General features: G+C 52.9%; 30 protein-coding genes, 1 pseudogene and 1 riboswitch. Of the genes and pseudogenes, 24 read left to right on the top strand and 7 right to left on the bottom strand.

Translation table 11 applies throughout. The features are described from left to right. Nucleotides 1-3: 3 nt before the first annotated feature. From sufD to sufB, 4 genes are read left to right on the top strand one after another with little or no spacing between them, the layout of a single operon-like run. Complete coding sequence (gene sufD / locus KHA84_RS14230) at nt 4-1,311, top strand: Fe-S cluster assembly protein SufD (protein WP_213424179.1); 1,308 nt, start codon at nt 4-6, stop codon at nt 1,309-1,311. Next, on the top strand, nt 1,311-2,543 hold the full coding sequence (locus KHA84_RS14225; RefSeq protein WP_213424178.1) for a cysteine desulfurase: 1,233 nt from the start codon (nt 1,311-1,313) through the stop codon (nt 2,541-2,543). Before sufD ends, KHA84_RS14225 begins: the two co-directional genes overlap by 1 nt. Continuing rightward, nucleotides 2,530-2,973: a Fe-S cluster assembly sulfur transfer protein SufU gene (sufU, locus tag KHA84_RS14220; RefSeq protein WP_213424177.1), complete on the top strand. Its 444-nt coding sequence runs from the start codon at nt 2,530-2,532 to the stop codon at nt 2,971-2,973. The genes KHA84_RS14225 and sufU overlap by 14 nt, the downstream gene beginning before the upstream one ends. A gap of 14 nt (nt 2,974-2,987) precedes the next feature. Then, entirely contained in the window at nt 2,988-4,385 is a 1,398-nt protein-coding gene (sufB, locus tag KHA84_RS14215; RefSeq protein ID WP_213424176.1) for a Fe-S cluster assembly protein SufB, read from the top strand. Nucleotides 4,386-4,872: 487 nt separating this feature from the next. On the opposite strand, the gene KHA84_RS14210 is transcribed toward sufB, so the two are convergent. Then, nucleotides 4,873-6,303: an amino acid permease gene (locus KHA84_RS14210; protein ID WP_213424175.1), complete on the bottom strand. Its 1,431-nt coding sequence runs from the start codon at nt 6,301-6,303 to the stop codon at nt 4,873-4,875. A gap of 279 nt (nt 6,304-6,582) precedes the next feature. Here KHA84_RS14210 and KHA84_RS15440 point away from each other — a divergent pair. The 12 genes and pseudogenes from KHA84_RS15440 to KHA84_RS14150 form a co-directional block, all read left to right on the top strand. After that, nucleotides 6,583-6,825 (top strand): annotated as a pseudogene (locus KHA84_RS15440) (aldo/keto reductase); the annotation flags it as partial. Nucleotides 6,826-7,005: 180 nt separating this feature from the next. After that, entirely contained in the window at nt 7,006-7,866 is an 861-nt protein-coding gene (locus KHA84_RS14200) for a DUF72 domain-containing protein (protein ID WP_213424174.1), read from the top strand. Beyond that, a complete protein-coding gene (locus KHA84_RS14195; protein ID WP_213424173.1) occupies nt 7,866-8,690 on the top strand; it encodes a sulfite exporter TauE/SafE family protein in 825 nt (274 codons plus the stop codon). The genes KHA84_RS14200 and KHA84_RS14195 overlap by 1 nt, the downstream gene beginning before the upstream one ends. A 7-nt stretch (nt 8,691-8,697) precedes the next feature. Continuing rightward, entirely contained in the window at nt 8,698-10,077 is a 1,380-nt protein-coding gene (locus tag KHA84_RS14190; protein ID WP_236823304.1) for a bifunctional metallophosphatase/5'-nucleotidase, read from the top strand. Between the two features lie 42 nt (nt 10,078-10,119). Beyond that, the gene (gene yunB / locus KHA84_RS14185; RefSeq protein WP_236823303.1) at nt 10,120-10,896 is read left to right on the top strand and encodes a sporulation protein YunB; all 777 of its coding nucleotides are present in this window, start codon (nt 10,120-10,122) and stop codon (nt 10,894-10,896) included. A gap of 59 nt (nt 10,897-10,955) precedes the next feature. Next, nucleotides 10,956-11,135: riboswitch (Lysine riboswitch) on the top strand. A gap of 134 nt (nt 11,136-11,269) precedes the next feature. Beyond that, on the top strand, nt 11,270-12,865 hold the full coding sequence (locus tag KHA84_RS14180) for a Na+/H+ antiporter NhaC family protein (protein WP_213424170.1): 1,596 nt from the start codon (nt 11,270-11,272) through the stop codon (nt 12,863-12,865). Between the two features lie 192 nt (nt 12,866-13,057). Next, nucleotides 13,058-14,581 (top strand): sodium-dependent transporter, encoded by a 1,524-nt coding sequence (locus KHA84_RS14175; protein ID WP_213424169.1) that lies wholly within the window; start codon nt 13,058-13,060, stop codon nt 14,579-14,581. A gap of 18 nt (nt 14,582-14,599) precedes the next feature. Next, the gene (locus KHA84_RS14170) at nt 14,600-14,704 is read left to right on the top strand and encodes a methionine/alanine import family NSS transporter small subunit (protein WP_213424168.1); all 105 of its coding nucleotides are present in this window, start codon (nt 14,600-14,602) and stop codon (nt 14,702-14,704) included. Nucleotides 14,705-14,844: 140 nt separating this feature from the next. Beyond that, entirely contained in the window at nt 14,845-15,774 is a 930-nt protein-coding gene (gene lipA / locus KHA84_RS14165; RefSeq protein WP_213424205.1) for a lipoyl synthase, read from the top strand. A gap of 14 nt (nt 15,775-15,788) precedes the next feature. Further along, nucleotides 15,789-16,133 (top strand): YutD family protein, encoded by a 345-nt coding sequence (locus tag KHA84_RS14160; protein ID WP_213424167.1) that lies wholly within the window; start codon nt 15,789-15,791, stop codon nt 16,131-16,133. 45 nt (nt 16,134-16,178) lie between these two features. Continuing rightward, nucleotides 16,179-16,631 carry a DUF86 domain-containing protein gene (locus tag KHA84_RS14155; protein WP_213424166.1) on the top strand — a complete coding sequence of 151 codons (453 nt, stop codon included), beginning with the start codon at nt 16,179-16,181 and terminating at the stop codon, nt 16,629-16,631. After that, nucleotides 16,628-17,395: a TIGR01457 family HAD-type hydrolase gene (locus KHA84_RS14150; protein WP_213424165.1), complete on the top strand. Its 768-nt coding sequence runs from the start codon at nt 16,628-16,630 to the stop codon at nt 17,393-17,395. Before KHA84_RS14155 ends, KHA84_RS14150 begins: the two co-directional genes overlap by 4 nt. Before the next feature lie 48 nt (nt 17,396-17,443). Here the strand turns inward: KHA84_RS14150 and KHA84_RS14145 are convergent, their stop codons facing one another. After that, nucleotides 17,444-17,686 (bottom strand): YuzB family protein, encoded by a 243-nt coding sequence (locus tag KHA84_RS14145; protein WP_213424164.1) that lies wholly within the window; start codon nt 17,684-17,686, stop codon nt 17,444-17,446. Between the two features lie 145 nt (nt 17,687-17,831). Here KHA84_RS14145 and KHA84_RS14140 point away from each other — a divergent pair, with 145 nt between their 5' ends. Continuing rightward, entirely contained in the window at nt 17,832-18,899 is a 1,068-nt protein-coding gene (locus KHA84_RS14140; RefSeq protein ID WP_213424163.1) for an NAD(P)/FAD-dependent oxidoreductase, read from the top strand. Between the two features lie 307 nt (nt 18,900-19,206). Here KHA84_RS14140 and KHA84_RS14135 read toward each other — a convergent pair whose 3' ends face one another. After that, the gene (locus KHA84_RS14135) at nt 19,207-19,536 is read right to left on the bottom strand and encodes a YuzD family protein (RefSeq protein WP_213424162.1); all 330 of its coding nucleotides are present in this window, start codon (nt 19,534-19,536) and stop codon (nt 19,207-19,209) included. Between the two features lie 95 nt (nt 19,537-19,631). Here KHA84_RS14135 and KHA84_RS14130 point away from each other — a divergent pair, with 95 nt between their 5' ends. The 5 genes from KHA84_RS14130 (at nt 19,632) to KHA84_RS14110 (ending at nt 22,797) form a co-directional block, all read left to right on the top strand. Further along, on the top strand, nt 19,632-19,853 hold the full coding sequence (locus tag KHA84_RS14130; RefSeq protein WP_231877323.1) for a NifU family protein: 222 nt from the start codon (nt 19,632-19,634) through the stop codon (nt 19,851-19,853). Between the two features lie 99 nt (nt 19,854-19,952). Then, a complete protein-coding gene (locus KHA84_RS14125) occupies nt 19,953-20,315 on the top strand; it encodes a HesB/IscA family protein (RefSeq protein WP_213424161.1) in 363 nt (120 codons plus the stop codon). A gap of 178 nt (nt 20,316-20,493) precedes the next feature. Next, nucleotides 20,494-21,711, top strand: a complete 1,218-nt coding sequence (locus KHA84_RS14120; protein WP_213424160.1) for an NAD(P)/FAD-dependent oxidoreductase — start codon at nt 20,494-20,496, stop codon at nt 21,709-21,711. Between the two features lie 158 nt (nt 21,712-21,869). Continuing rightward, the gene (locus KHA84_RS14115; protein ID WP_213424159.1) at nt 21,870-22,385 is read left to right on the top strand and encodes an NUDIX domain-containing protein; all 516 of its coding nucleotides are present in this window, start codon (nt 21,870-21,872) and stop codon (nt 22,383-22,385) included. 82 nt (nt 22,386-22,467) lie between these two features. Continuing rightward, nucleotides 22,468-22,797, top strand: coding sequence for a YuiB family protein (locus KHA84_RS14110; protein ID WP_213424158.1), 330 nt, complete (start codon nt 22,468-22,470; stop codon nt 22,795-22,797). Between the two features lie 55 nt (nt 22,798-22,852). Here the strand turns inward: KHA84_RS14110 and KHA84_RS14105 are convergent, their stop codons facing one another. Next, entirely contained in the window at nt 22,853-23,329 is a 477-nt protein-coding gene (locus KHA84_RS14105) for a divergent PAP2 family protein (RefSeq protein WP_213424157.1), read from the bottom strand. A 118-nt stretch (nt 23,330-23,447) separates the two neighbouring features. Here KHA84_RS14105 and KHA84_RS14100 point away from each other — a divergent pair, with 118 nt between their 5' ends. Then, nucleotides 23,448-24,956 (top strand): leucyl aminopeptidase, encoded by a 1,509-nt coding sequence (locus KHA84_RS14100; RefSeq protein ID WP_213424156.1) that lies wholly within the window; start codon nt 23,448-23,450, stop codon nt 24,954-24,956. A gap of 55 nt (nt 24,957-25,011) precedes the next feature. Then, the gene (locus KHA84_RS14095) at nt 25,012-25,215 is read left to right on the top strand and encodes a hypothetical protein (RefSeq protein ID WP_213424155.1); all 204 of its coding nucleotides are present in this window, start codon (nt 25,012-25,014) and stop codon (nt 25,213-25,215) included. 44 nt (nt 25,216-25,259) lie between these two features. Here the strand turns inward: KHA84_RS14095 and mnhG are convergent, their stop codons facing one another. The 3 genes from mnhG to KHA84_RS14080 are packed head-to-tail and all read right to left on the bottom strand — an operon-like array spanning nt 25,260 to nt 26,357. Next, nucleotides 25,260-25,616: a monovalent cation/H(+) antiporter subunit G gene (gene mnhG / locus KHA84_RS14090; protein WP_213424154.1), complete on the bottom strand. Its 357-nt coding sequence runs from the start codon at nt 25,614-25,616 to the stop codon at nt 25,260-25,262. Next, on the bottom strand, nt 25,600-25,878 hold the full coding sequence (locus KHA84_RS14085; RefSeq protein ID WP_081607195.1) for a Na(+)/H(+) antiporter subunit F1: 279 nt from the start codon (nt 25,876-25,878) through the stop codon (nt 25,600-25,602). Before KHA84_RS14085 ends, mnhG begins: the two co-directional genes overlap by 17 nt. Beyond that, nucleotides 25,878-26,357, bottom strand: coding sequence for a Na+/H+ antiporter subunit E (locus tag KHA84_RS14080; RefSeq protein WP_213424153.1), 480 nt, complete (start codon nt 26,355-26,357; stop codon nt 25,878-25,880). Before KHA84_RS14080 ends, KHA84_RS14085 begins: the two co-directional genes overlap by 1 nt.

Below are 26,357 nucleotides of genomic sequence, written 5' to 3'. Positions count from 1 at the left end.
GAAATGACGGTTGAAACGAAATTGGCATTGACCGGCGAGGACGTGCGTTCCTATTCGGAATCGAACCGTGAACCGGAATGGCTCGCGTCAAAGCGCTCCGAAGCCTATCAACTTGCTGAAACACTCCAGCTGCCGAAGCCGGACAAAACAAAGATCCATAACTGGAACTTCACCGAGTTTCCGGTCCACGCAGTGAAAGACGAGCCGCTGACGGGGCTTGCGGAACTTCCGCAGGAAGCGCGTGCGCTCATTGATAGCGAGAAACAGAAAAATATCTATGTCCAGCGGAACAATACGCCGGCCTACCTTAAAATGTCGGACGAGCTGAAAGAGCAGGGCGTCATTCTGACCGACATCTTCACGGCTGCTCGTGAACATTCCGAACTGGTGCAGAAATACTTCATGAACGATACAGTCAAGGTTGACGAGCACAAGCTCACGGCTCTGCATGCCGCATTCATGAACGGCGGCGTCTTCGTCTATGTTCCGAAAGGCGTTGAAGTGAAGGAGCCGGTACAGGTTCTGTTCCTGCATGAGGGTGAAGACGTTTCCCTCTTCAACCACGCAATCATCGTGGCTGAAGACAACAGCTCACTCACGTACGTTGAGAACTACCTGTCGCTTTCGAAAGACTCGAAAGGACTTGTCAACATCATCTCCGAGGTCATCGCAAAAGATGGCGCGAAAATCACTTACGGCGCAGTGGATGTGCTCGCTGACGGCTTTACGTCCTACATCAACCGCCGCGGTGTTGCCGGCCGTGACGCTACAATCGAATGGGCGCTCGGGCTGATGAACGACTGTGATACGATTTACGAGAACGTGACCCACCTCGTTGGTGATGGCTCGGTCAGCCATTCCAAGTCCGTTCTGGTCGGGCGCGGAACACAAAAGCAGAACGTCACGGCTAAGACCGTACACTGGGGCAAGGGCGCAGAAGGATTCATCCTTCAGCATGGCGTCATGAAGGATGAGGCATCGACCATCTTCAACGGAATCGGAAAGATTGAGCACGGTGCATCGAAGTCGGATGCCGTACAGGAATCCCGTGTTCTCATGCTGAGCGAAAAGGCCCGCGGTGACGCGAACCCGATCCTTCTGATCGATGAGGATGACGTTACGGCCGGACACGCAGCTTCGGTAGGACGCGTCGATCCGCTCCAGCTCTATTATTTGATGAGCCGCGGCATCTCCCGTGTCGAGGCGGAACGCCTGATTGTCCATGGCTTCCTTGCACCTGTCGTCTCACAGCTTCCGATTGAAGGCGTCAAGAAACAGCTGTCGGAGGTTATTGAAAGGAAAGTGCGCTGATGATCACAAAAGAGATCAAAAAACGCTTCCCGATTCTCGACCAGGAAGTAAACGGCCATCCGCTTGTCTATCTTGACAGTGCGGCCACTTCACAGAAACCGGATGTCGTGATCGAAGCGGTCAAACGCTACTACGAAAACGACAACTCCAACGTTCACCGCGGTGTTCACACACTGGGCAATCGGGCGACCGATGAATATGAAGGGGCGCGCCAGAAAGTGGCCGACTTCATCAATGCATCGTCAGTCCAGGAAGTGATCTTCACCCGCGGAACGACGACCTCGATCAACATTGTCGCGCAAAGCTACGGACGGGCGAATGTGTCGGAAGGGGACGAAATCGTCATTACGATGATGGAGCACCACTCCAACATCATTCCGTGGCAGCAACTGGCCAAGGAAACGGGTGCAACACTGAAATACGTCGACCTCGAAGACGATGGTACCCTCTCGCTCGATAAAGTCCGGGCGACGATCACCGACAAGACGAAAATCGTCTCGGTGATGTATGTCTCAAACGTGCTTGGCACGAAAAACCCGATCAAGGAGATTGCGGAAATCGCCCATAGGCACGGGGCAGTGATGGTGGTGGACGGCGCACAGGCCGCTCCTCATCTGAAGGTTGATGTCCAGGATCTGGATTGCGACTTCTTCGCTTTCTCCGGCCATAAGATGTGCGCCCCGACGGGCATCGGTGTCCTGTACGGCAAAAAGGCCCTTCTTGAAGATATGGAGCCGGTTGAATTCGGCGGCGAAATGATCGACTTTGTCGGCCTTTACGAATCGACATGGAAAGAACTTCCGTGGAAATTCGAGGGCGGGACGCCGATCATCGCGGGGGCCATCGGACTCGGTGCGGCAATCGATTTTCTTCAGGAACTCGGACTCGATAACATCGACCGCCACGAAAAGCATCTTGCAGCTTATGCCATGGAAAAGATGTCGGAAATCGATGGGCTGACGATCTACGGTCCTGCCGACCCGGATCTCCGTGCCGGCATCGTGACTTTCAATCTCGACGGAGTGCATCCGCATGACGTCGCGACGGTTCTTGATATGAACGGGATCGCCGTGCGTGCCGGCCATCACTGCGCACAGCCGCTCATGAAGCGCCTGGATGCGACCGCGACGGCGCGGGCAAGCTTCTACGTGTATAACTCGGAAGAAGATGTCGACCGCCTCGCAGATGGGCTCCGCATTGCAAAGGAGTATTTCTCTGATGTCATCCATTAATCTCGACCAGCTGTACAGGCGGGTCATCATGGACCACTACAAAAATCCACGCAACAAAGGGGAACTCGCCGACGGAGGCCTCACGATCGACATGAACAACCCGACTTGCGGAGACCGGATCCACCTGACGATGCAGGTGGAAGACGGGACCGTGAAAGACGCTAAGTTTGATGGCGAAGGGTGCTCGATCTCAATGGCATCCGCGTCGATGATGACGCAGGCGATCAAAGGAAAATCCGTCGAGGATGCAGTCAAGATGTCCAAGACGTTTTCCGACATGATGCTGGGCAAAGACCTGGACGATAGCCTGGATCTCGGGGACATTGAGGCGCTTTCGGGCGTCTCCCAGTTCCCGGCCCGCATCAAATGTGCGACCCTTGCATGGAAGGCAATGGAAAAAGGCGTCGGCGACGACGTCAATCCAAACTGAACGGAGGAACAGTAATGGCTAAAAACATGCCGGAAATCGGCGATTATAAATACGGCTTCCACGATAAAGACGTATCGGTTTTCCGTTCGAAGCGCGGTCTGACAAAAGAAATTGTCGAAGAAATCTCCAGGATGAAAGAAGAGCCTCAGTGGATGCTCGACTTCCGCCTGAAGTCACTCGACATTTTCTACAAGAAGCCGATGCCGATGTGGGGCGGCGATCTCAGCGAGCTGAACTTTGATGAGATCACATACTACGTCAAGCCGTCGGAAGCGACTGAGCGCTCTTGGGATGAAGTTCCTGAGGAGATCAAGCGTACGTTTGACAAGCTTGGAATTCCGGAAGCGGAACAAAAGTACCTTGCTGGTGTTTCCGCACAGTACGAATCCGAAGTTGTTTACCACAACATGAAGGAAGACCTTGAAGATTTGGGCATCGTGTTCAAAGACACGGATTCCGCACTCCGCGAAAACGAAGAACTCTTCAAAAAGTACTGGGCAACGGTCATCCCGGCGTCGGACAACAAGTTCTCGGCGCTGAACTCGGCCGTTTGGTCGGGCGGTTCGTTCATCTATGTCCCGCCGGGTGTGAAAGTGGATACGCCGCTTCAGGCATACTTCCGCATCAACTCCGAAAACATGGGGCAGTTTGAGCGTACGCTCATCATTGTCGATGAAGGCGCAAGCGTCCACTATGTAGAAGGCTGCACGGCACCTGTCTACACGACGAACTCCCTCCACTCGGCGGTTGTTGAGATCATCATCAAGAAAGACGCATATTGCCGATACACGACAATCCAGAACTGGGCGAACAACGTCTATAACCTCGTCACGAAGCGCGCAGTCGCTGAAGAAAACGCGACGATGGAATGGGTGGACGGCAACATCGGCTCCAAGCTGACGATGAAGTATCCGGCAATTTTCCTCAAAGGCGAAGGCGCACGCGGCATGACGCTGTCCATCGCACTTGCAGGTAAAGGCCAGCACCAGGATGCAGGCGCGAAGATGATGCACCTCGCACCAAATACGTCTTCGACAATCGTCTCAAAGTCGATCTCGAAGCAGGGAGGCAAGGTTTCGTACCGCGGAATCGTGCATTTCGGCCGCAAGGCGTCCGGGGCGCGTTCCAATATTGAGTGCGACACGCTCATCATGGACAACCAGTCCACGTCCGACACGATCCCGTACAACGAGATCCTGAACGACAACATCTCCCTCGAGCACGAAGCAAAAGTCTCGAAGGTATCCGAAGAGCAGCTCTTCTACCTCATGAGCCGCGGCATCTCCGAAGAAGAAGCAACGGAAATGATCGTCATGGGCTTTATCGAGCCATTCACAAAAGAACTTCCGATGGAATACGCGGTCGAAATGAACCGCCTCATCAAGTTTGAAATGGAAGGTTCGATCGGTTAATCGCTAGCCAAACCATATACAGCAAGGGGTTTCGGGGTGCTGCTGTTGCCTCGAAACCCTTTTATGTGTGTAAAATGTTTGTTTTAAATTGAAGCTGCATTTTTTCCGGAGTAAAGGGGCTGTCCAAAAAGTCATTCCCGATAAAGAAAAGCAAAAAGCATGGACTCTGGTTGCTTTCGGGTCCAACCGCCTCCTCCGGCTTACAGGCGTGCGGGGTCTCGGCCGGTCGGCTTTCCCGCAGGAGTCGCCCGGTGTCCTTGCTTTTTGCTGTCTTACGGGGTGTTCTGTGCTTTTGGGACAGCCTCTTTTCAATTTGTCCAGGTACGTATCGGACTTGGTGTCCGAAATTTTATGAAAAAGAAAAAACTGCTGACAAAGGAGTCATATACTATCTTTGTCTACAGTCTGAAACCCTTGCCGGTACTTCAGGCAAGGGTTTTTTATGTACGAACTCAGTCTTGTCTATCTATCCAGATAGCACTGAATCTCAATTTTTGACTGATTCATGCTTATCAACATGGACCACTTTAATTTTCTTGGATACGCGCGTTTTATAGATTACTGCCAGCATCATAAACCAGACGGGCGTCACCATCAGTGAGATACGGGTATCTTCCGCAATTCCGAGGACGACCAGGACAAAAGCCAGGAAAGCAAGGATCAGATAGTTGGCAAACGGGTAAAGCGGCATCTTGAATTTGTTTGCCTTTGCCAATTCCGGCCTGGTTTTACGGTATTTCAGATGGCTGAGAACAGTGATTCCCCAGATGAAAATAAAGCAGACGGTCGAAATGCTTGTAATCAGTGTGAACACACCTTCAGGTATGATGTAATTCAAAATGACGGAAATCAGGATCACACCCGCCGAGAAGAACAATGCGGCAGACGGAACTTTGCGCCGGTCCAGTTTTGCGAACCGCCCCGGTGCATCTTGTTCCTTCGCAAGGGAATAAAGCATCCGGCTTGTACTGAAAATGGCACTGTTACAAGCCGAGGCAGCGGAAGTCAGTACGACAAAATTGACGATTGCGGCAGCCGCCGCAATCCCGACGGCGACAAACACTTGGACAAACGGGCTTGCAGCAGGGTTGATCGCGTCCCAAGGATATACGCTCATGATGACGAACAGCGCCCCGATATAGAAAATAAGGATACGGATCGGAATGCTGTTGATTGCTTTTGGAAGTACCTTTTCCGGATTTTCCGTCTCTCCGGCAGTGAGTCCGACAAGTTCAATCCCGACAAAAGCGAACACGACCATCTGGAATGAGAGGATAAAGCCGCTGATGCCGTTCGGGAACAATCCTCCGTTATTCCAGATATTCGAGAATGCAGCCGTACCTGAGTCGGTGGAGAAGCCATTGATCACCATGAAAATACCGACCACGATTAGTCCGATGATCGCAATGATCTTAATCAGCGCAAACCAAAATTCCATTTCCCCGAAAAGCTTCACGGTCGCCAGGTTCATGAATAGCAAGATGACGAGTGCGATAAGACCCGGCATCCATTGCGGCATTCCCGGAAACCAATACTGCGAATAGATTCCGATGGCTGTCAGGTCAGCCATGGCAATACAAATCCAACAGAACCAATAGGTCCATCCGGTAATAAACGCTGCCATTTCACCGAAATAATCCTTAACAAAATCCACAAAAGAATGATAGTCCAAATTGCTCATCAGAAGTTCGCCGAGCGCGCGCATGATCAGGAATAAAATGATGCCGGTGATCAGATAGGACAGGAGGATGGACGGTCCCGCCAAATGGATGGACTTTCCCGCGCCAAGGAATAACCCGGTGCCAATCGCTCCGCCGATGGCAATGAGTTGCACGTGTCTGTTTTTCAAACCGCGTTCCAATGTCTGTTCCTGCATGTCGATCTCCTCCCAAACCTCCAGTAAAAAAGAAAAGGACATAAGAACGTGAATTCCCGTCTTTGTCCGATTTATAAAAAGCTGATTTTTATATTGAACTCACTTGCTCAGTAAGGGGATTGAGCAGTTACCCTTCATGCCGAACCCTAGTGCAATATTGCGAGCATAAAAATAATAGTGGGATTGTTTATATTCGGATAATAATTTGTTGGGAGCTGTTTGTCAATCGGCTTTTCGGATCAGTTCCATACCAACTAAATCATTTGCTTAATCACAGCCTGCTTGCGGTAAGGGATAAAAGACAAAGGAGAGAGACAAAGTGACCTGTACCCGATCCACTGGCCAAACCCGAAGAAAGGCAAGTACGTGGAGGCATGGCAGGCTCTGATCGAGGCGAAAAAGCGCGGGTTGGTCCGTTCGATCGGCATCAGCAACTTCCAGCCGGAACCTATGGAGCAATTGGAAAAGAAAACAGTCGAGCTGCCGGTGGTCAATCAGATCGGGATGCATCCGTTCTTTAATCAGGCAGACCAGCGAAAAGGGCATGAGGAGCGTGGAATCGTTGGAGTCCGCTGTTCCGCGGACATCGGTGTCCCCGCCAGAGTCCCTGCTTTTTGCTATTTATTTGCGGGGATTGACTTTTGGACAGCCCCTTTTCCTTGTAACCCTGCTTTCCCGCTCTCCGATACGGGTATTGTGATAAGATAAATCATATGAAAATAGGATGAAGGGAGAGGGAGGCCCATGATCAGGGTTGGCCTGACCGGATGGGGCGACCACCCGGATGTTTACAGCCCCACCTCCAAGAAAACGGAAAAGCTGAAAGACTACAGCGGTCATTTCAAGGTCGTTGAGCTGGACTCGACCTTTTACGCCATCCAGCCGGAGCGGAATATCCGGAAATGGATCAGCGAGACGCCGGATGATTTCGGTTTTGTCGTAAAGGCGTATCAGGGAATGACGGGCCACCACCGCGGCCGCCTACCCTATGAATCGGAAGAGGAGATGTTCCGGCTTTTTCGGCTGTCTGTCAGTCCGATGCTCGAGGCCGGCAAGCTGCCGATGATCCTCGCCCAGTACCCGCCCTGGTTTGACTGCACAAAAGAGAATGTCGGGGTCCTGAGGAAGATGAGGGAGTATCTAGAGGGACTTGATGTGGCCGTGGAGTTCCGTCATCAGTCCTGGTATTCTGAAAAATACCGTGAAGGCACCATCGACTTTCTCCGGGAGCAGCGGTTCATCCACTCCGTATGCGATGAACCCCAGGCCGGTGAGGGCAGCATCCCATTTGTTCCGGAAGCCACACGACAAGACAAGACACTCGTCCGGCTGCACGGGCGCAACACGGCAGGGTGGACGGCAAACGGGCGTGATGACAAGAAGTGGCGGGAAGTCCGCTATCTGTATGACTATAACGACATTGAACTGACAGGGTTGGCTGAAGGGATTTCCGGCATCGCCTCCGAGGATGTCTATGTCGTCTTCAACAACAACTCTGGCGGCCATGCCGCGGAAAATGCCAAGAGGTTTATGGGGATTTCAGGAATTGAAACGGTCCGGCCGGGTGTGCAGCAACTGGATCTGTTCGGCGGGGAGGAACTCTGATGGAATTCGTCATCCTGGCCGTGACGGGGCTGTTTGCCGGCATCGTCGGGGCACTCGTCGGCCTGGGCGGCGGCGTCGTCCTGGTCCCGGCCGCTCTTTACTTTGGCATCACCCTCGGCTGGGTTCCGGGGCTGACCCCGCAAAAAATCGTCGGACTGTCCGTCATTATGATGATTTTCATCGGGCTGTCTTCGACACTCTCTTATATGAAGTCGCGCACGGTGGATTACCGGAGCGGCCTAATCTTCTTTTCGGGCAGCATCCCGGGGACGATCCTCGGGGCCTACGTGAATAAAGGGCTGGACTTGCCGTCGTTTAATCTGTATTTCGGCATTTTGCTCATTTTTCTCTCCATGCTTTTGCTCGTGAGGAAACACCTGAAACCGGTCAGGTGGTTTGTCGAGCACGGGAGGACCCGCACGTTCAGGGACCCGGAAGGCATTGTCCATCAATACGGATATCCCGTCTGGTTTGCGGTCATGCTGACTTTTGGAGTCGGCTTTGCCTCGGGCCTCTTTGGCATCGGCGGCGGCTCGATCATTGTCCCGGCGATGATTTTGCTGTTCCTGTTTCCGCCTCATGTGGCGGTGGGAACATCGATGTTCATGGTCTTCCTGTCCGCGATCGTCAATGCGGCAAGCCATATCACACTCGGCAATGTCCCGTGGCTTTACACGCTTCCTGTCGTGCCTGCCGCATATGCAGGGGCTAAAATCGGAGCAGCCCTGAACAAACGCCTGAACTCTGAAGCACTGGTGACCGCACTCCGGATCATTCTCCTGATTACGGGAATCCGGTCCATCTATGAAGGAATATGGGGCTGATTGCACGTTGAAGGAAATCATTCATATTTATCACACGAACGACCTCCACAGCCATTTTGAACATTGGCCGAGAATCCGGGACTTCCTCCTGAAGCGAAAGGCGATCCATCGGGAACGGGGAGAGGCTTGCTACCTGTTTGATATCGGTGATCATATGGACCGTTCCCATCCTTACACAGACGCAACAAGAGGGAAGGGGAACGTGCTGATGCTGAATGAAGTCGGCTACGATGCCGTTACGATCGGCAACAATGAAGGCATCACCCTGTCTCCGGGGGAACTTTCCGCTCTTTATGAGGAAGCGGATTTTCCCGTCGTGCTGTCCAATTTGTTTACAGAAGAAGGAAAACAGCCTGGCTGGACGGTACCGGAAGCCTACCTGACGACCAAGTCCGGCATCCGGATCGGCCTGATCGCCGCCACAGCCGATTTCAGCACGTCCTATGAGCGTCTGGGCTGGAAGGTGACCGGTCCTCGCTCCTCGCTTGAGGCGGCAGCTCCGCGTGTCACCGGGCAGTCTGATATCCTGGTCTGCCTGTCACATATGGGGTCATCAGAAGATGATCGTCTTGCAGAGCATACGGACGGTCAAATTGATGTCATCATCGGCGGACATACCCACCATTTGTATCCGGACGGCAGAGAAGTCGGCGGGACACTAATTGCCGCAGCAGGAAAATGGGGACACTATGTCGGAGAGATCGTACTGACATTCGATCACGCCAAAGCCAAGGTCGTCGGTGCAACGGCGAGGGTCCACGATACGGAGACACTTCCCATCCCCGAAGACGACAAAAGCTTTGACAGACAGTTGAGGGAGAAAGCGGCCGAGCTGTTGTCCGCAACCGTGTTCCTGAATCCGGCAGAACTGAGGGGCGGATGGGAAGGCCCGACACCGCTTTCCGGCTTGTTCGCCGAAGCTCTCCTTTCCCATACTGGTGCAGACTGTGCCATGTTCAATTCAGGAATTTTCCTCGGCGGCCTGCCAGAGGGCAATGTTTCCGGAATGGACTTGCATCGACTCCTGCCTCATCCCATCAACCCGTGTGTGATCATGCTGACCGGCAAAGAACTCGAGGAGGCATACGAGCTGAGCCTGAACTCCGAATGGCCGGAAATCCGGCTGAAGGGCCTCGGGTTCCGCGGCGAAAAGATGGGTGCCATGATTCATCACGGGATCAGTCGCGCTGAAAACGGAAAGTTGCTAGTTGCAGGTAACCCTGCAGAGCCTGCCAGGGCATACAGGCTCGCTACCTTGGATCTGTTCACATACGGATTTTTCTTCCCTGCTTTCAAGCAGGCCGGGAAAGAATACTTCATGCCGGAATTTATCAGGGACGTTCTTGCAGGGCATGCCATCCGAAAGTTCAGAACCCCGTCCTCATAAATCCATCCCTCTCCCCGTAAGATGGGGCAGGGGGATTATTTATTGAAATTTCCATATGCGCGCAGGAGGAGGCTGCGACCCGGAGCGGGAAAGAGAAGGCTCCTGCCGCTTCTCCTCCCGGCCGGAATCATCCTGATGGCGGTGTTGTTTTATGCCATCAATGCCCGGCTTGGGCCGGCGCTTACTGATTATGCGGAAGTGCAGACCCAAAAAATCGCCTCAGAGGTGATTGCGAAGGCGATTGATGCCCGGACTGCCAATGTGCTCGACATCAACGATATTATTGAATATGTTCCGTCCGAACAATCAGAAGTGGTAACGGCAAAATTGAATACGGAAATCATCAACCGGTTCATTGCGGAAACCCACGGACTTGTATCGGATCATCTGGAAATGGCAGAAGCGGGAGAACTGAACACTTTGCCGAAGCTCGAGAACATCGAGTATGATGTGGAGACGATGAAGGACAGGGATGGGATTGTGTTCTTCGTACCTCTCGGGCAGGCAATTGGCATGCCGATTTTGGGGAATCTTGGGCCGAAGATTCCGATCCGGTTCCATGTAATCGGTGACGTGCATGCCAATCCGAAAACAGAAATCCGTGAGTTCGGCATCAACAATGCCCTTGTTCAAGTGGATGCGATCATCCAGGTAAATGTCCAAATTATCGTGCCGTTTGCGTCCAAGAAGTCGAGAGTCGAGCAGCGGATTCCGATTGCCATCGGGCTTGTGCAGGGACAGGTGCCGCATATCTTCAACAAAGGTGAAAATGTGGATCCGCCATCAATTGAAGTGCCGATTCCTCTACCGGAAGATTAAGTTGCCATTGCAAACTTCGGTTCCATCTGATATGATCGGTGTCAAGATATAAATAGATTCGATTGGGTAGAGGCCGCAATCGCTTATGAGTAGCACACGTGAGTTTGACAACGATGACCGTGCGTAAAAGGAAGCATTGCCGAAGTGGACCGGAGCAGTCAGTGAAGGTCCGCTGGGGCCATTCCGAACAGGGATGGCACTGTCATGCGGAAAGATCCGTATGGAGAGCTACAGATCGTACGTTGTGATGTTTCATTTCAACTGACGAACGTAGTGACGGCCGGCTTCCCTTTGCGCAAACAGCGCAGGGTGCCGGCCGTTTTTGCTTTTGCGCAAAGGCTTTTACCCCTTCAGAAAATGGAGGAATGAAATCATGTCAGGTACTATTTTCTCAATCTTGCCCCCGCTGATCGCCATCGTCATGGTGCTGATTACGAAACGTGTGCTTCTTTCGCTCGGCACAGGGATCATCGCTGGTGCATTGATCGTGGCTTCGTTCAGCCCGCTGGAATCCCTCAAGGCATTTTGGACAGCACTGACGATCACCTTCTGGGATGGCGGTCTGAACACGTATAACATCTTTATTACATTGTTTGTCATCTTGCTCGGCGTGCTTACAGCATTTGTGAGCCTTTCCGGGGGAAGCAGGGCATTTGCCGAATGGGCGACAAAGCGTATCCGGACACGCCGGGGTGCAAGGCTGCTCCCCGTTTTCCTCGGTATCCTGATTTTCGTGGATGATTACTTTAATGCGCTGGCCGTCGGACAGATTGCGCGTCCTGTCACCGACAGCCACAGGATATCAAGGGCAAAGCTTGCATATTTCATCGACTCGACATCTGCCCCGGTCTGTGCAATCGCCCCGATCTCAAGCTGGGGCGCTTACCTGATTGGTGTGATCGGAACGATTCTTGCAGGCGCATCCGTTGTTTCGTATTCTGCACTCGAGGCATTCCTGCTCATGATCCCGATGAACTTTTATGTGTTTGCCACACTGGTATTCGTCTTTTTCGCTGCACTCACCAACTTCGACTTCGGCGAAATGCGCAAGCATGAGCGCCGGGCGGTGGAAGAAGGAGAACTGTTTGATCCGAACAAGGAAGTGCCGGGAGAGCTCAAGGAAGAGTTCCCTGTCCACAACAACGGACGTGTCATTGACCTCATTCTTCCTATTGTCACACTCGTTGCGGTGACATTCGGCGGAATGATGCTGTCGGGCTACCGGGGAAGCATGTCGGAATATGGCCGTGCGGACATCTGGACCATCTTCGAGATGACCGATGTGCCGCTGGCTCTTCTCTCGGGAGGCCTCTCCGGTGTTGCCGTGGCGCTGATCCTCTTCTTGACCCAACCGGGGAAAGGGGAATTCCGGAAATCGGAGTTTATTGCACCCGCATTTATAAGCGGTATAAAGGCAATGATGCCGGCTGTATCCATCCTAATTCTCGCATGGGCACTTACGTATCTGATCGGAGAACTTGAAACAGGCGCTTTCCTTTCCGGTGTCGTAGAACGTGCAAATATTCCTGCGGAACTCCTGCCGGCGCTCATGTTTGTTCTGGCAGGAATCATGGCCTTTTCCACAGGGACATCCTGGGGATCGTTCGGCATCCTTCTCCCGATTGCAGGAGAAGTCATGCTGAATGCCGCGCCTGAGATGCTGATTGCATCGCTTGCAGCGGTGCTTGGAGGCGCCGTGTTCGGCGACCACTGCTCGCCAATCTCCGATTCGACGATCATGTCGTCGACCGGAGCGGGTTCCAACCATATCGACCACGTCGCCACCCAGTTGCCGTATGCTTTGGTAAGTGCCGCCATCGCAGCAGTCGGTTATGTGGTCCTGGGTCTTACCGATTCACTTGCGCTGGGCCTTGTGACCGTAGCGCTCCTGCTGGCGGCCGTCATTACCTTCTGGATGATGAAAGGACGCGCAGCCACGCCCGCCGTTCATGAACATACAGGGAACTAAGACAAAAGACAGGGGTTCCCCCCTGTCTTTTGTTATGTCAATGAAACTTGTCGAAAAAGAAAAAAGACTTTGACTTCATATTTCAGGGTCGTTATACTTACAATAGAATTAAAGAATTCTGAAAACAATAAATCTTTCCGTTTGTTTAAAATGCAGGGGGATGGACGGGAAGAAACATCAAGGGGGATCAATATGGGACAGCGTTCACAATGGGGGACGAGGGCCGGCTTTATTCTGGCCGCGGTGGGGTCCGCGGTAGGCCTGGGGAACATCTGGCGTTTTCCTTACGTCGCCTATGAAAATGGCGGCGGGGCATTTTTCATTCCTTACTTATTTGCGCTTCTGACGGCCGGAATCCCGATACTGATCATGGAGTTTACAATCGGGCAGAAGTATCGCGGTTCAGCACCACTCTCATTCTTCCGGATGGAAGGGAAAAAAGCCGAATGGCTCGGATGGTGGGGAGTATTTGTCGCCTTTGTCATCTCCACCTATTATTCGGTCATCATCGCATGGGCGATGAAGTACACGGTCTATTCATTTAACCTTCAGTGGGGAGATGATACCACCGGCTTCCTGTTCGGAGACGTTCTGAACCTGGCGGACACACCGGGACAGGTCGGCGGGTTTGTGCCGGGTGTCCTCATTCCGCACATCCTTGTGTGGATCATTGTATTCGGCATCCTGTTTGCAGGCGTCAAAAAGGGGATCGAACTGGCGAACCGGATCTTCATCCCGGCACTTGTCATCGTGTTCCTGTTGATCGTCATCCGGGCGGTCACACTTCCTGGCGCATTGACCGGGCTGGAGGCATTCTTTAAGCCGGATCTCAGCCAGCTGGCAAATGGCACTGTCTGGGTGGCGGCCTACGGCCATATCTTCTTCAGTTTATCCATCGCATTCGCGATCATGATCACGTATTCAAGCTACCTCCCGAAGAAATCGGATATTACGAACAACGCCTTCATTACCGGCTTTGCAAACTCCGGCTTTGAGCTGCTTGCCGGGATCGGCGTCTTTGCCGCACTCGGTTTTATGGCTGTGCAAAACAACGTGGCCGTCGACGAAGTGGCCACGGCAGGAGTTGGGCTTGCCTTTGCGGTGTTCCCGCAGATCATCAACGAGTTCCCAGGCATGAATGCCCTGTTCGGTGTCCTGTTCTTCCTGTCGCTTGTCCTGGCAGGGCTCACATCACTCATCTCAATTTGTGAGACGTATGTAGCGGGTCTTTCCGAGAAACTGGGGATTTCGCGGAATAAAGCAGTCCTCTTCGGAGCAGGCCTTGCCTCGCTGATCTCCCTGCTGTTCTCGACCCGAGGAGGACTTTACTTCCTTGATGCTGCCGACTACTTCATCAACCAATTCGGCGTTGCCTTCATCGGACTGGTCGAAGTCATTGCGGTCGCATGGATCTTCCGGAAGCTCGATACATTCAAGGAACACGCCAACCCGATGTCCGACATCCAGATTGGAGGCTGGTGGAAGTTTTCTCTGAAAGTCATCACACCGCTCGTGCTCGGCTACATGATGTTCGATCTGTTCCGGACGAACCTCGGCAAGCGCTTCGAAACGGAAACCGGCAACTACGAGGGGTATTCGGATGCCTTCATCATGGGAGCGGGATGGTCGGTGGCCATCGCAGCACTTGTACTCGGCGTCCTGTTCACCCTGATCAAGTGGAACAGACATGCACTTGAGCCATATGACAGAGACTAATCATAAGGGGGAAGTTCCATGAGCGGATCGGCGATCTTCATGATGATACTTGGCATTCTGATCATCTGGGGCGGCCTCGCGGCAAGTATTGCGAACGCAGTCTCCAAAGCCAAAAAACGATAAAATGGAAGCGTCCCTGCACGGGGCGCTTTTTTCGTGCCTCCGCCGCCGTCAACTTGCAATGGCTGTTGTCCCGGCTTGTCCATTGTGTTACATTGAAAACAGTGAGCATTTTCAATACAGAGAGAATGGAGCCGATGGCGATGACATCATGCAAGCCGGGAAACGAGCACATCCGAAAGCCGGATTGGCTGAAAATCAAGCTGAATACCAATGAGAACTATGTCGACCTTAAAAAGATGATGCGCGAAAAAGGGCTGCATACCGTCTGTGAAGAGGCGCGCTGTCCGAACATTCATGAGTGCTGGGGTGAGCGCAGGACAGCCACCTTCATGATTCTTGGTGCCGTTTGCACGAGGGCCTGCCGCTTTTGTGCAGTCAAGACCGGCTTGCCGAATGAACTTGACCTGGCCGAGCCGGAACGCGTTGCAGATTCCGTCGCGCTGATGAACCTCAAGCACGCCGTGATCACGATGGTGGCACGCGATGATCAGCGTGACGGGGGAGCAGGCGTCATGGCCGAAACCATTCGCGCGATCCGCCGCAAAAACCCGTTTACGACAGTTGAAGTGCTGCCTTCCGACCTTGCAGGTGACTATGACAGCCTGAAGACACTGATGGACGCCAAGCCGGATATCCTCAACCATAACATCGAGACGGTCCGCCGCATGACGAAGCGCGTCCGAGCACGGGCGACGTACGACCGTTCCCTTGAGTTCCTGCGCAGGGCCAAGGAGATGCAGCCGGAGATTCCGACGAAATCCTCCCTGATGGTCGGCTTGGGCGAGACTTGGGAAGAAATTATCGAGACGATGGACGACCTCCGTGCGAACAATGTGGACATCATGACGATCGGCCAGTATCTGCAGCCTACGAAAAAGCATATCGCCGTGCAGAAATACTACACCCCGCAGGAGTTCGGTGAGCTTAGGGAAATTGCGATGTCCAAAGGCTTCTCCCACTGTGAAGCCGGTCCTCTTGTACGCAGCAGCTACCACGCGGATGAGCAGGTCAATGCGGCCGCCCGCGAACGGCAACGCCGCGGCGAAAGTGAACTTGCCGTCCAATCCTGAAAGAAGGAACGAACATGATCAAGATTGAAAATACGGAGTACGAAGTGGTCGAGGACTATCGGAACGCTCTGCAGGAAGAAGCGCTGGAGTCACGCTATAGTGAAATCCTTACTAAGTACGACTACATTGTCGGTGACTGGGGCTATGGCCAGCTCCGTCTTCGCGGATTCTTCGATGATCGCAATCCGAAAGCGACTATCGCTACAAAAATCAGCACGCTTGAGGACTATCTGTACGAGCACTGCAACTTCGGCTGTGCCTACTTTGTCCTTAAGAAAGCTCCGAAGGCAAAAGGCAACCCGAAAAAACAGGATGGCCGTCCAGAGATTGAACAGGAAGACCCGCAAAACGGAGAATAAGCCGTTGCGGGTTTTCGTCGTCTTGAATTGACAGGAGGAATCAGCATGTATTTCATCGACCGAAATAAAGTGGAGAAGACCGCATCACATATGGAGCATCTTTTTGAAGTATACGACAGCCGCTCCGATTGGTCTGGAAGCCATGCGGGAAAGCTTGCGTTGGAACGCATCGCGCATAATCTCATCGAATCAGTGATCGATATCGGCAACACGCTCATTGACGGGTTCATCATGCGGGATCCCGGAAGCTATGAAGACATCATCGATATTCTGCTTGATGAAAAAGTGATTGAAGCAGATATGGAGGCACCCATAAAAGAGCTGATCGGCCTGAGGAAAATGGTTGTCCGTGAATTTATGAATGTCGACGCAGCTGAGACAGAGCGTGTCCTCAACGTAACAATGCCAGCTCTCCGGCGCTTCCCGGACAGCACGCGCCGCTACCTGGCTGAGGAACTTGGCCCGGTTTCCGCGTTTCTTCCGGAGGACAATAAATGAGGGAGTACCGTGCCTGGTGCTTTGATTTGGATGGTACGGTTTACCGAGGAGAAGAACCGATCCCGGAAACGGTCCGCTTTATCCGGAAGCTTAGGGAGAAAGGGTGCGGCATATTTTTTGTGACCAACAACTCCGCACTTACGCCCGAACGGCAGTCCGAGAAACTGGCGCGGATGGGCATCACTGCCGCGCCTGAGGAAGTCATGACCTCATCGGTTGCAACAGCTGACCATCTGCTGAAAAATCACGGCACGCTTTCGGTCTGCATGATCGGGGAAGAAGGTCTCCGGACGGCATTGGAATCGGCAGGCCATCAGATTGTTCGGGAAGCTCCCGATGCCGTTGTGGTCGGCATCGACCGTGAAATCAACTACAGGAAGCTTGCCGATGCATCGCTCGCAGTTTCCGGAGGAGCAACTTTTGTGGCCACAAATAGCGATAAGGCCTATCCGACCGAACGGGGCCTGGTACCCGGAAACGGCGCTTTTGCCGGTCTTATCGAGCTTGCGACCGGAGTCAGTCCGTTTTATATCGGCAAGCCGGCTGTACCGATGCTGGTGACACTTGCCGAAAGGCACGGGCTTTCAAAGGAAGAGATGGTCATAGTCGGGGACAACTATGAAACCGACATCATGGCGGGTATCCGCTTCGGCATTGATACCGTTCATGTGGATACAGGCGTCACAAGGGTGGCGGATCTCGTGAATTACGGGGAGCAGCCGACCTATAGCCTGAGCACGCTGGACGACTGGGAGGATAACTAAAAAGCGCCATGCCGTCAGGCATGGCGCTTTTATCTATGTGGGACTGCATTAAAACAGCGGGTTCTCTTCTATAAAACGGTAGATGTTTTCCTTGAGTTCATCCGGTGTCTCGCCTTCGACGATCTCGCCGTTGACGACCGCATAAAGCGATTCGGCACATTGCGAGCAGAAGCTGAGGCAGCCGTATTCGAGGACATCGAGATTCGGATCCTGTTCGAGTTCCTCGAATGTTTTCTGTGAACCGCAGGCCATGTTGCTCATGCAGAATTCTACAATCGGATTCACTGACATTCACCTCTCCTACCGGGAAATCGTACTCCTTTTTCACGGGCCCGTCAATTAAACGGCTTATTGTGAAACCTCTCACATTCAGATATAATGACGATGGAAAGCAAGAACTGAGAATGAATACGTAACTTTCATAAAGGAGATTACCATGAAGAAACTAGTCCTGTTAGGCGGCGGCTATGGAAACATGAGAATTCTGCTCCGCTTCCTGCCCAATCAACTTCCCGAGGACCGGGAAATCATCCTGATCGACCGGACGCCGTTTCACAGTTTGAAGACCGAATTTTACGCGCTGGCGGCAGGGACGGTGCCGGACGCGGAAGTCCGTGTCGACTTCCCTGAACACCAACGCCTGCGCACGGTCACGGCAGAAGTCGTGGACATCAACATGGATGAAAAGTGTGTCTATCTCGACAACGGCGACAGCATCCAGTATGACGACCTCGTCATCGGGCTAGGATGCGACGATAACTATCATGATGTGCCGGGGGCCGCAGAAAATACACACAGTATCCAGACAATCGGCAAGTCCCGTGATACATACCGTGAAGTCCTCGGGTTGCCCGGCGGGGCGACAGTAGCCATTGTCGGCGCCGGCCTGAGCGGCATCGAGATCGCAAGTGAACTCCGGGAAAGCAGACCGGACCTGAATATCAAGCTGTTCGACCGCAGCCCCCGGATTCTCCGCGACTTCCCGGAACGACTCAGCAATTACGTACAGCGCTGGTTTGATGACAACAACGTTGAAGTCATCAGCAATTCCAACATTACAAAGGTAGAGCCCCATCTGCTTTATAACCACGAAAATTCAATTCCGGCAGATGCAGTCGTCTGGACTGCAGGTATCCGTCCGGTCGAAATCGTACGTAATCTGGATGTCGAGAAAGCAGGAGGTGGCCGTGTCGTCCTCACACCGCACCATAACATCCCCGATTATGAAAACGTCTATGTCGTCGGCGACTGTGCGGCACTCCCTCACGCGCCGAGCGCCTATTTGGCCGAAGAGCAAGGCGAGCAGATCGTCAAAGTGCTGAAAATGCGATGGAACGGTGAAACCCTGCCGGAGAACATGCCGGAAATCAAGCTTCAGGGTATCGTCGGTTCCCTCGGCAAGAAAAAAGGCTTCGCCTTCCTCGCTGACCGCACCGTCACCGGCCGCATCGCCCGGCTTCTCAAATCCGGTATTCTCTGGATGTACAAGTGGCATAATGGTTGATTGTTTCATCGGAATCGCGGAATCGCGGTTCCGATTTTTGAATTGAAAAAAGAAGGATTATGCAGGAGAAGTCTCTTCTATCTGAATCCTCCTGATTTCCGCTGCTGTGCTCAGAAGCGCAAGCGTTGAACGGCATTGCTCTGCGGGGTCTTCCGCTAACTCTTTTCCCGCGGGAGTCTTGGGCCCTCCGCTACAATCCGATTATAAAACTCGCACAAAAGAATCATTAATAGAGACAAAAAGTGCAGACAAAGGAGCACCACGCCCACTTTGTCTGCAGTCTATTGATCATTATTCTCGGGGACTCTCAAGCTTCCACCGTAAACCCATGTTTTTCAAGTTCTCTGAACACCGGCTTCAATTGGATATAGCCCTCGCCGACCACTTCTCCGCCAATCATGACAAGCGGATAGAAAAACTCATCATCCTTGATCCTTGCAGCAATGTCGGCACGTACAGGATCCTCGATCGGCTGTTCGATATCGATATAATCAATCCGGAACGGCTGCCCCGGATACTTCCTCGAAATGGCAGCTTCCAGCCATTCATAGGTATCTTTTGAAGAAGGTGCGTTCACGCAGCTTGCACAGATGACATCGGCACCGTATACTTCGATATTGATCCCTTTTTCGTTCAATTAATATCCCCCCGGTTTCCTTTATGGATTTTCTGTCTTGAACACATTATAATGAAATCAGTGAAAGGAGTCGAATTGAAGTGACAGAAACAGCGATGATGGATAGTGTACAAGAAGTCCTGGATAAACTGCGTCCGTTCCTTCTCCGCGATGGAGGCGACTGCGAACTCGTTGACGTCGAGGACGGCATCGTGAAACTCCGCCTGCTTGGTGCGTGCGGAACCTGCCCAAGTTCGACAATTACGCTCAAAGCCGGTATCGAGCGCGCGCTCGTCGAAGAAGTGCCGGGCGTCGTCGAAGTCGAACAGGTCTTTTGATCCCAAGGATCCGCCATGGCGGATCCTTTTCAATAAGTAGGCCCGCATTTGAACCGGCGGGCAATAACCGGTAAGATGGAAGAAAAGGAGTGAGGAAAGATGACACAAGTGGTGGAACTGACGGAAGCTGCGGCCTATCAGGTAAAGGAAATGATGGTCAACAATGAAGAGGAAGGTTCTTACCTTCGTGTCGGGGTCAACGGCGGCGGATGCAGCGGACTGACCTACGGCCTCAACTTCACGAGAGAGCGTAATGAGGAGGATGAATTCCTCGAGCTGCACGGAATCCCGATTGTCGTCTCCAAAGAGGATGCGGGCATCCTGAACGGCACGACAATTGATTACAAGCAGTCCCTCATGGGCGGCGGCTTCACCATCACCAACCCGAACGCCATCGCGTCCTGCGGCTGCGGCACATCGTTCAGGACGGCGAAGACAGTTGGCACGCCAGATAAATGCTGATTAAGAGACCGGATTTCCGGTCTTTTTTATTTGCCAACCTGCTCTTGAATTACCCTATACAAAGGACTAAACTAAGAGTTGAAGGATTTTGTCGATTACGGCGCAATGCCGTGACAATCACGGCGTTGTGGCCGTCCTGCATGTATAGACATATTTCATAAAGGTGGTTGGAATTGAAGTGAAGAGACCTACAGTTCTGGTGCTCGGAGGCGGATACGGCGGGCTGTCAACAGTCGTCAACCTCCAAAAGAAGATCGGCACAGATGACATGGACATCGTCCTCGTGAACAAAAATGATTACCACTACGAATCGACCTGGCTTCACGAAGCGGCTGCCGGAACCCTTAAGCCGGAAGATGTACGCTACGATATCAAGCGCGTCATCAACGAAAACAAGGTGAAATTCATCAAGGCGACGGTCGAATCCATCGATGTCGACAATAAAAAAGTCGGAACCGATGCAGGCGAACTCAAGTATGACTATCTTGTCATCGCACTCGGCTTTGAAGGCGAAACCTTCGGAATCGAAGGCCTGGACAAGTACGCGCTCAGCATCGCGGATGTCAATGCCGCGCGTCATATCCGCGAGCATATCGAGTATCAATTCGCGACATGGTCGCTGGAAGATGAAAAAGACGATTCCCGCCTGACGATCATCGTTGGCGGTGCAGGTTTCACAGGCATCGAGTTCCTGGGTGAACTCGGTAATCGTGTGCCCGAGCTTTGCGAAGAGTTCGACGTGCCACGGGAAAAAGTCCGCGTCATCTGCGTGGAAGCCGCGCCAATGGTCCTTCCGGGCTTTGACCCGCAACTCGTGGACTATGCAACTTCTTACCTGAAATCAAAAGGAATCGAATTCTCCATCGGCACACCAGTCGTGGAAGCGACTCCTGAAGGCGTCAAAATCAAGACCGGCGAAGACAAGTTTGAATTCATTAAAGCCGGCACGGTTGTCTGGGCTGCAGGAGTCCGCGGCAACCGCCTGATCGAGGAAACATCGATCGATAGCAAACGTGCCCGTGTGGCCGTACGGGAGGACATGCGGGCACCGGGTTATGACGATGTCTTCATCGTAGGCGACTGCGCTTTCCTCATGAATGAGGAAGCGGGACGTCCTTACCCGCCGACAGCTCAAATCGCCATGCAGCAGGGCGTTCAGGTTGCGGAAAATATAATCAGCCTTGCCAAGGGCGGCAAAACGAAGAAATTCGTTCCAGACTTGAAAGGTACAGTGTGCTCGCTCGGTGAAGACGATGCAATCGGCAACGTATTCGACGGCAAGCTGGTAACAGGCAAAAAAGCCAGCTTCCTTAAGAAGATGATCGACAACCGTGCGCTCTATCTGATCGGCGGACCATCACTCGTCATCAAGAAAGGTAAATTCGACGTTCTTTGATGAGTGCCAGGGCGGCGGTCCTTCTCTTGGACGGGCCGCCCGTTTTGTTGCGTAAAGAAAACTCCCCGATACGGATCCGGAATGTTCACGGATCTGTTCGGGGAGATTTTTTCAATCGGCCACCCTAAAAACGGCCGGGATGACAGGAGGAAAAATGTATGGGGAAAGAACGGGGGAAAGTCTGGCTCGGTGCGGCGGGTATCGTCATGAACGGAAACGGGGAATGGCTGGTCGTGAAAAAGGCGTATGGCGGTCTGAAGGGAAAATGGTCATTCCCTGCCGGTTTCGTCGAGCCCGGGGAGCGGGCCGATGAAGCGGCCATCCGCGAGGTGGAGGAAGAAACCGGTATCCGTACCAAACTTACCGGCATGGCCGGTTTCCGGACCGGTGTGCTCAAAGGGGAAGTGAGCGACAACATGGCGCTGTTTCTGCTCCGGCCGGTTTCGGAAACGCAACCGGTCATCCCTCAGGAACGGGAAATTATTGAAGCCGGATGGATGACGCCCGGCGAGCTGGCGGCGTCCCCCGATTCATCGCTTCTGATCCACGAAATTGCAGGAGAAGCCATTGACGGCGGATTGCCGGAAGTCCCTGGGGCATGGCCGGGAGATATCTTCGGATACACCAGCTACAAATTCTTCTTCCGCAAAGGCAACAGCAATCCTGATTTCTGACAGATTGGTGAACGGGAACCGGCCTGTTGAAAGCGGAACCCCGTTCCGGTAAACTGATGGAGGGAAATCGGAGGTTAGCGAATTGGACGGATCATTATCCATTGTAGAAGTTATGCTGTCGTTCCTGCTGTTCATGGTCATGTTCTTCGGGATCGGCTTTCTTCTGAATATGCTGCTGCGCATGACATGGCTGATGGCAATCATCTACCCGATCGTCGTCATCCTGATCGTGGATGAGGTGCGGGTGTTGGATTACATCACCAGTCCGGGCATGGCGTTCAGCAGCCTTGGAGACAAACTCGTCTCCCTTCATGCAGCTGATATCGTCATTTTGATCGGCGGTCTTGTCGGCGCCATCATCGCGGGAATCGCCATGATCATTCTCCGGAGAATGGGCTACAGGATGTTCTGACAAAAACAAAAAGCGTTCCGCTTTCAAGCGGGACGCTTTTTGTTTGGCTGGCCAATCAGAGAATGAATGCATACAGAAGGCTGGATAAGAGAATGCCGGTTAGTGCACCGGCGTACACTTCACTCGGTTTGTGTCCGAGCAGGGTTTTCAATTCCTCGATTTTCTGCTGTTCGTCCTTCTGCGGCCAATCCCTGGTTGTCTGGATGAAGTTCCTGAAATCCGTCCGCATCTGATTGATGACGACTGCCTGCTGTCCGGCCTGGAAGCGGACTCCTGATGCATCGAACATCACAATGATGGCAAACACGGCAGCGACCGCAAAGATGGAAGAATCAAAGCCGTGCTCGAACCCGATGGCCGTTGCCAACGAAGAGACTGCGGCGGAATGGGAACTTGGCATGCCGCCCGTGGAAGTGGAAAGTTTCCAATCCACTTGCCGTGTGGCCAGGTAGTGGATCGGAATCTTAACGAACTGGGCGAAGAAGATGCTGAATATCGCCACCCAGAGCGGAGCATTATGCAAAATGGCCATCAGCGGCACAACCTTTCGGACAGAAGATAAATAAAATTATAACACATTCCCCGGGCCAGCTGACCTGGCCTTCGGCATTCCGGTATAATAGGAACGAAAGCTGGATGGAGGGATTAAGATGGAAGTCAACGTGCAGAAAAACAGCCTGGAGGGCATCACGGCAGATGTCCTGATTGTGGGCGTGCCGAAACATCCCGAACATGTGGAAGGCTGGGATCAGCTGGATGCTTTGTTCGGAGGGGTTCTGACAGGATGGATCCGCTCCGGCGATGTCGCATTCGGGCGTCATGAATACAGCCGAGTGCCGGCCATGCCTGATTCAGGATTCACTCGTGTCCTTTTCGCCGGGCTCGGTAACGACAAAACGCTGAATGCGGACGATCTCAGAAAAGTGTTTGCCGGTGCAGGCAAGGAGCTCCGCAAGATAAAAGCGGAAACCGCAGCCATCTGGACGTCTTCTTTTACTTTGGGAGACTTCGAGGATGCGGACATCGCTTTTGCGGCTGCAGAAGGGCTTGGGCTCGGTACTTACGCATTTGAAGATTATAAGACCGGCTCCAATGAGAAGCAGGTGGAACTGCGTGAAGTAACAATTCTGACTGATGCGGAAGAAGGGGTAATCAAGCCCGCATTCGGTGTCGGACGGGTCTATGCAGACGCCGTCAATGAGGCAAGGGACCTTGTAAACACGCCTGGCAACATCCTTACGGCAACTGCAATGGCTGATTACGCTGTGCGCCTGGCAGAGCAGTACGGCTTCACCATCGAGGTGCTCGGCCGCTCCGAGATGGAAGAGCTCGGCATGGGCGCCATCCTGGCAGTGAATCAAGGCTCTGTTGAAGAACCGCGCCTGATTGTCATAAAATACACAGGAACAGAAAAGTGGGAAGACGTGGTCGGCCTCGTCGGCAAAGGGATCACGTTCGACACTGGCGGCTATTCGATCAAAACAAAAACCGGCATCGTCGGCATGAAAGGCGATATGGGCGGAGCGGCTGCCGTGCTGGGTGCCATGCGCATCATCGGTGAACTTCGTCCGAAAAAGAACGTGGTCGCTGTGATCGCTTCGACGGATAATATGATTTCCGGCAGTGCGTTCAAGCCGGATGACGTCATCACCTCACTCAGCGGCAAGACGATTGAAGTGCTGAACACTGATGCCGAGGGTCGCCTTGTCCTGGCTGATGCCGTCACTTATGCCAAGCAGTCGGGAGCGGATTACCTGGTGGACGTCGCGACGCTCACAGGAGGCGTCATCACCGCTCTAGGGTATGACAAAACGGGCGCTCTCACCAATAATGAAGGATTCTTTGAGACGTTCCTGGAAGCCGCATCCGAGACCGGCGAGTTTGTCTGGAGGCTGCCGCTGACGGAAAGCGACAAAAAACGGATTCGCAAAAGTGATGTGGCCGATCTCAACAACTCACCGGGAAGCGACGGCCACATGATTTTTGGTGGAGGATTTGTCGGAGAGTTCGCAGAAGACACCCCGTGGATTCACTTGGATATCGCGGGAACGTCCGGAGCGTCGTCCGCGCACGAACTCGGACCAAAAGGCGGAACGGGCGTCATGGTCCGCACTCTTGCCACGCTTGTTGATCTGATGGCGGAAGAAGCAGGAGAATAACGCCCAGGCCCGGCCGGGCTTCCGGCATAGGATAGCGGAGAAAGGGGGAAGGCAAATGCCTCGCTACCGACGCTATCCTTACCGGAGAGGAGGAGACGATTTGTTCTTCGGTCCGTTCCTTGGCGGGTTTGCCGGCAGTCTGCTCGGTGACGTCCTGTTCTACGGAGGGCGCCGCTATCCGTATTATCCTTATTCCTACCCTTACTCTTATCCTTATTACTATCCGTACGGGTACCCGTACCGGCCGTATTACTGGTAACAAACAGAAAAAGCTTCTGCGGAACTACATCCGCAGAAGCTTTTTTATTTTCCTTCGAAACGCCGGAGGTCTTCTCCGAGCTCGTCTTTTACGGTCAGTTCACTTGGCTTAACGCCTGAGAAATAGGCTGCCCGGCCCATCATATGTGCCCCTACAGGTGCGGTGATGAATAGGAAGAGGATCCCGAGCAAAATCCTGGGATTAAAGTGATCTTCGATCAGCCAGAAATGGAGGAAGACAGAAATCAGGATGCCGAGCACACCGACTGTCGAGCTTTTCGAAGCGGCATGCGCTCGTGTATAGGGGTCGGGAAAACGGTTGAGACCGATTGCCGTCACCAGCGTAAATACGACTCCCACCACCAATGGAACAGCAATCAGTATATTAATCAGAATCTCCACGGTCGAAAACCTCCCCTTTCTCTATGAACTTGGAGAAGGCGACAGTGCCGAGAAACGACAGGATGGCGAGAAGCAGGATCACTTCCAGATAGAAGTTCGTCCCGACCAGGATCGACAGCAGGCCGACTACTGAGATGAGTGTGACCCCCATGGCATCCAATGCGATGACCCGGTCCGGGGCTGTGGGGCCTTTGATCAGCCGATACAAGAACATCGCCATGGAAATAACGATCAGCACTAGAGACGCCCAGAATAGAATCATCAAGGTCTGCTCACCTCCATAATGGCTTTTTCAAACGAATCCCGGATGTCTGTGACGGCTTCCTCGACGTCATCGATGTGGATGGCGTGCACATATAGCATCTTTTTATCTTCGGATACATTCATGACCACCGTTCCCGGGGTAAGCGTGATCAGTGCGGATAGAAGGGTGATTTCCCAATCACTGGACAGCTTGGTCGGGTATCTGAAAATGGCGGGCTGGATATCTAGCTTCGGCTTGATGACGAGCATAAACACCTGGATGTTCGCCAGCCAGAGTTCTTTTAGGAACAGCAGGGCCAGCTTGATAATCGCCCACACTCTCCGTATATAAAGAGGTCCCGTAAAGAACCTCCGCATCATCATGATCAGCAGAAGGCCCAGCAGCCAGCCGATGATGAAGGTCGATGCTTCAAACGAGTTAAGGATGAACATCCATGTAAATGCCAGGATGAAATTCAGTAAAATTTGAAAGGCCAT

This window comes from Bhargavaea massiliensis, assembly GCF_018390575.1.
In the GTDB taxonomy this organism is placed as follows: domain Bacteria; phylum Bacillota; class Bacilli; order Bacillales_A; family Planococcaceae; genus Bhargavaea; species Bhargavaea massiliensis.
Note: the sequence above shows the minus strand (reverse complement) of the source record. Positions and strands in the feature narration are given on the sequence as shown.

Coding starts and splice junctions, on each gene's coding strand:
- sufD (WP_213424179.1), top strand. CDS start 4: ATGACGGTTGAAACGAAATTGGCATTGACCGGCGAGGACGTGCGTTCC.
- KHA84_RS14225 (WP_213424178.1), top strand. CDS start 1,311: ATGATCACAAAAGAGATCAAAAAACGCTTCCCGATTCTCGACCAGGAA.
- sufU (WP_213424177.1), top strand. CDS start 2,530: ATGTCATCCATTAATCTCGACCAGCTGTACAGGCGGGTCATCATGGAC.
- sufB (WP_213424176.1), top strand. CDS start 2,988: ATGGCTAAAAACATGCCGGAAATCGGCGATTATAAATACGGCTTCCAC.
- KHA84_RS14210 (WP_213424175.1), bottom strand. CDS start 6,303: ATGTCCTTTTCTTTTTTACTGGAGGTTTGGGAGGAGATCGACATGCAG.
- KHA84_RS14200 (WP_213424174.1), top strand. CDS start 7,006: ATGATCAGGGTTGGCCTGACCGGATGGGGCGACCACCCGGATGTTTAC.
- KHA84_RS14195 (WP_213424173.1), top strand. CDS start 7,866: ATGGAATTCGTCATCCTGGCCGTGACGGGGCTGTTTGCCGGCATCGTC.
- KHA84_RS14180 (WP_213424170.1), top strand. CDS start 11,270: ATGTCAGGTACTATTTTCTCAATCTTGCCCCCGCTGATCGCCATCGTC.
- KHA84_RS14175 (WP_213424169.1), top strand. CDS start 13,058: ATGGGACAGCGTTCACAATGGGGGACGAGGGCCGGCTTTATTCTGGCC.
- KHA84_RS14170 (WP_213424168.1), top strand. CDS start 14,600: ATGAGCGGATCGGCGATCTTCATGATGATACTTGGCATTCTGATCATC.
- lipA (WP_213424205.1), top strand. CDS start 14,845: ATGACATCATGCAAGCCGGGAAACGAGCACATCCGAAAGCCGGATTGG.
- KHA84_RS14160 (WP_213424167.1), top strand. CDS start 15,789: ATGATCAAGATTGAAAATACGGAGTACGAAGTGGTCGAGGACTATCGG.
- KHA84_RS14155 (WP_213424166.1), top strand. CDS start 16,179: ATGTATTTCATCGACCGAAATAAAGTGGAGAAGACCGCATCACATATG.
- KHA84_RS14150 (WP_213424165.1), top strand. CDS start 16,628: ATGAGGGAGTACCGTGCCTGGTGCTTTGATTTGGATGGTACGGTTTAC.
- KHA84_RS14145 (WP_213424164.1), bottom strand. CDS start 17,686: ATGTCAGTGAATCCGATTGTAGAATTCTGCATGAGCAACATGGCCTGC.
- KHA84_RS14140 (WP_213424163.1), top strand. CDS start 17,832: ATGAAGAAACTAGTCCTGTTAGGCGGCGGCTATGGAAACATGAGAATT.
- KHA84_RS14130 (WP_231877323.1), top strand. CDS start 19,632: ATGATGGATAGTGTACAAGAAGTCCTGGATAAACTGCGTCCGTTCCTT.
- KHA84_RS14125 (WP_213424161.1), top strand. CDS start 19,953: ATGACACAAGTGGTGGAACTGACGGAAGCTGCGGCCTATCAGGTAAAG.
- KHA84_RS14115 (WP_213424159.1), top strand. CDS start 21,870: ATGGGGAAAGAACGGGGGAAAGTCTGGCTCGGTGCGGCGGGTATCGTC.
- KHA84_RS14105 (WP_213424157.1), bottom strand. CDS start 23,329: ATGGCCATTTTGCATAATGCTCCGCTCTGGGTGGCGATATTCAGCATC.
- KHA84_RS14100 (WP_213424156.1), top strand. CDS start 23,448: ATGGAAGTCAACGTGCAGAAAAACAGCCTGGAGGGCATCACGGCAGAT.
- KHA84_RS14095 (WP_213424155.1), top strand. CDS start 25,012: ATGCCTCGCTACCGACGCTATCCTTACCGGAGAGGAGGAGACGATTTG.
- KHA84_RS14085 (WP_081607195.1), bottom strand. CDS start 25,878: ATGATTCTATTCTGGGCGTCTCTAGTGCTGATCGTTATTTCCATGGCG.
- KHA84_RS14080 (WP_213424153.1), bottom strand. CDS start 26,357: ATGGCCTTTCAAATTTTACTGAATTTCATCCTGGCATTTACATGGATG.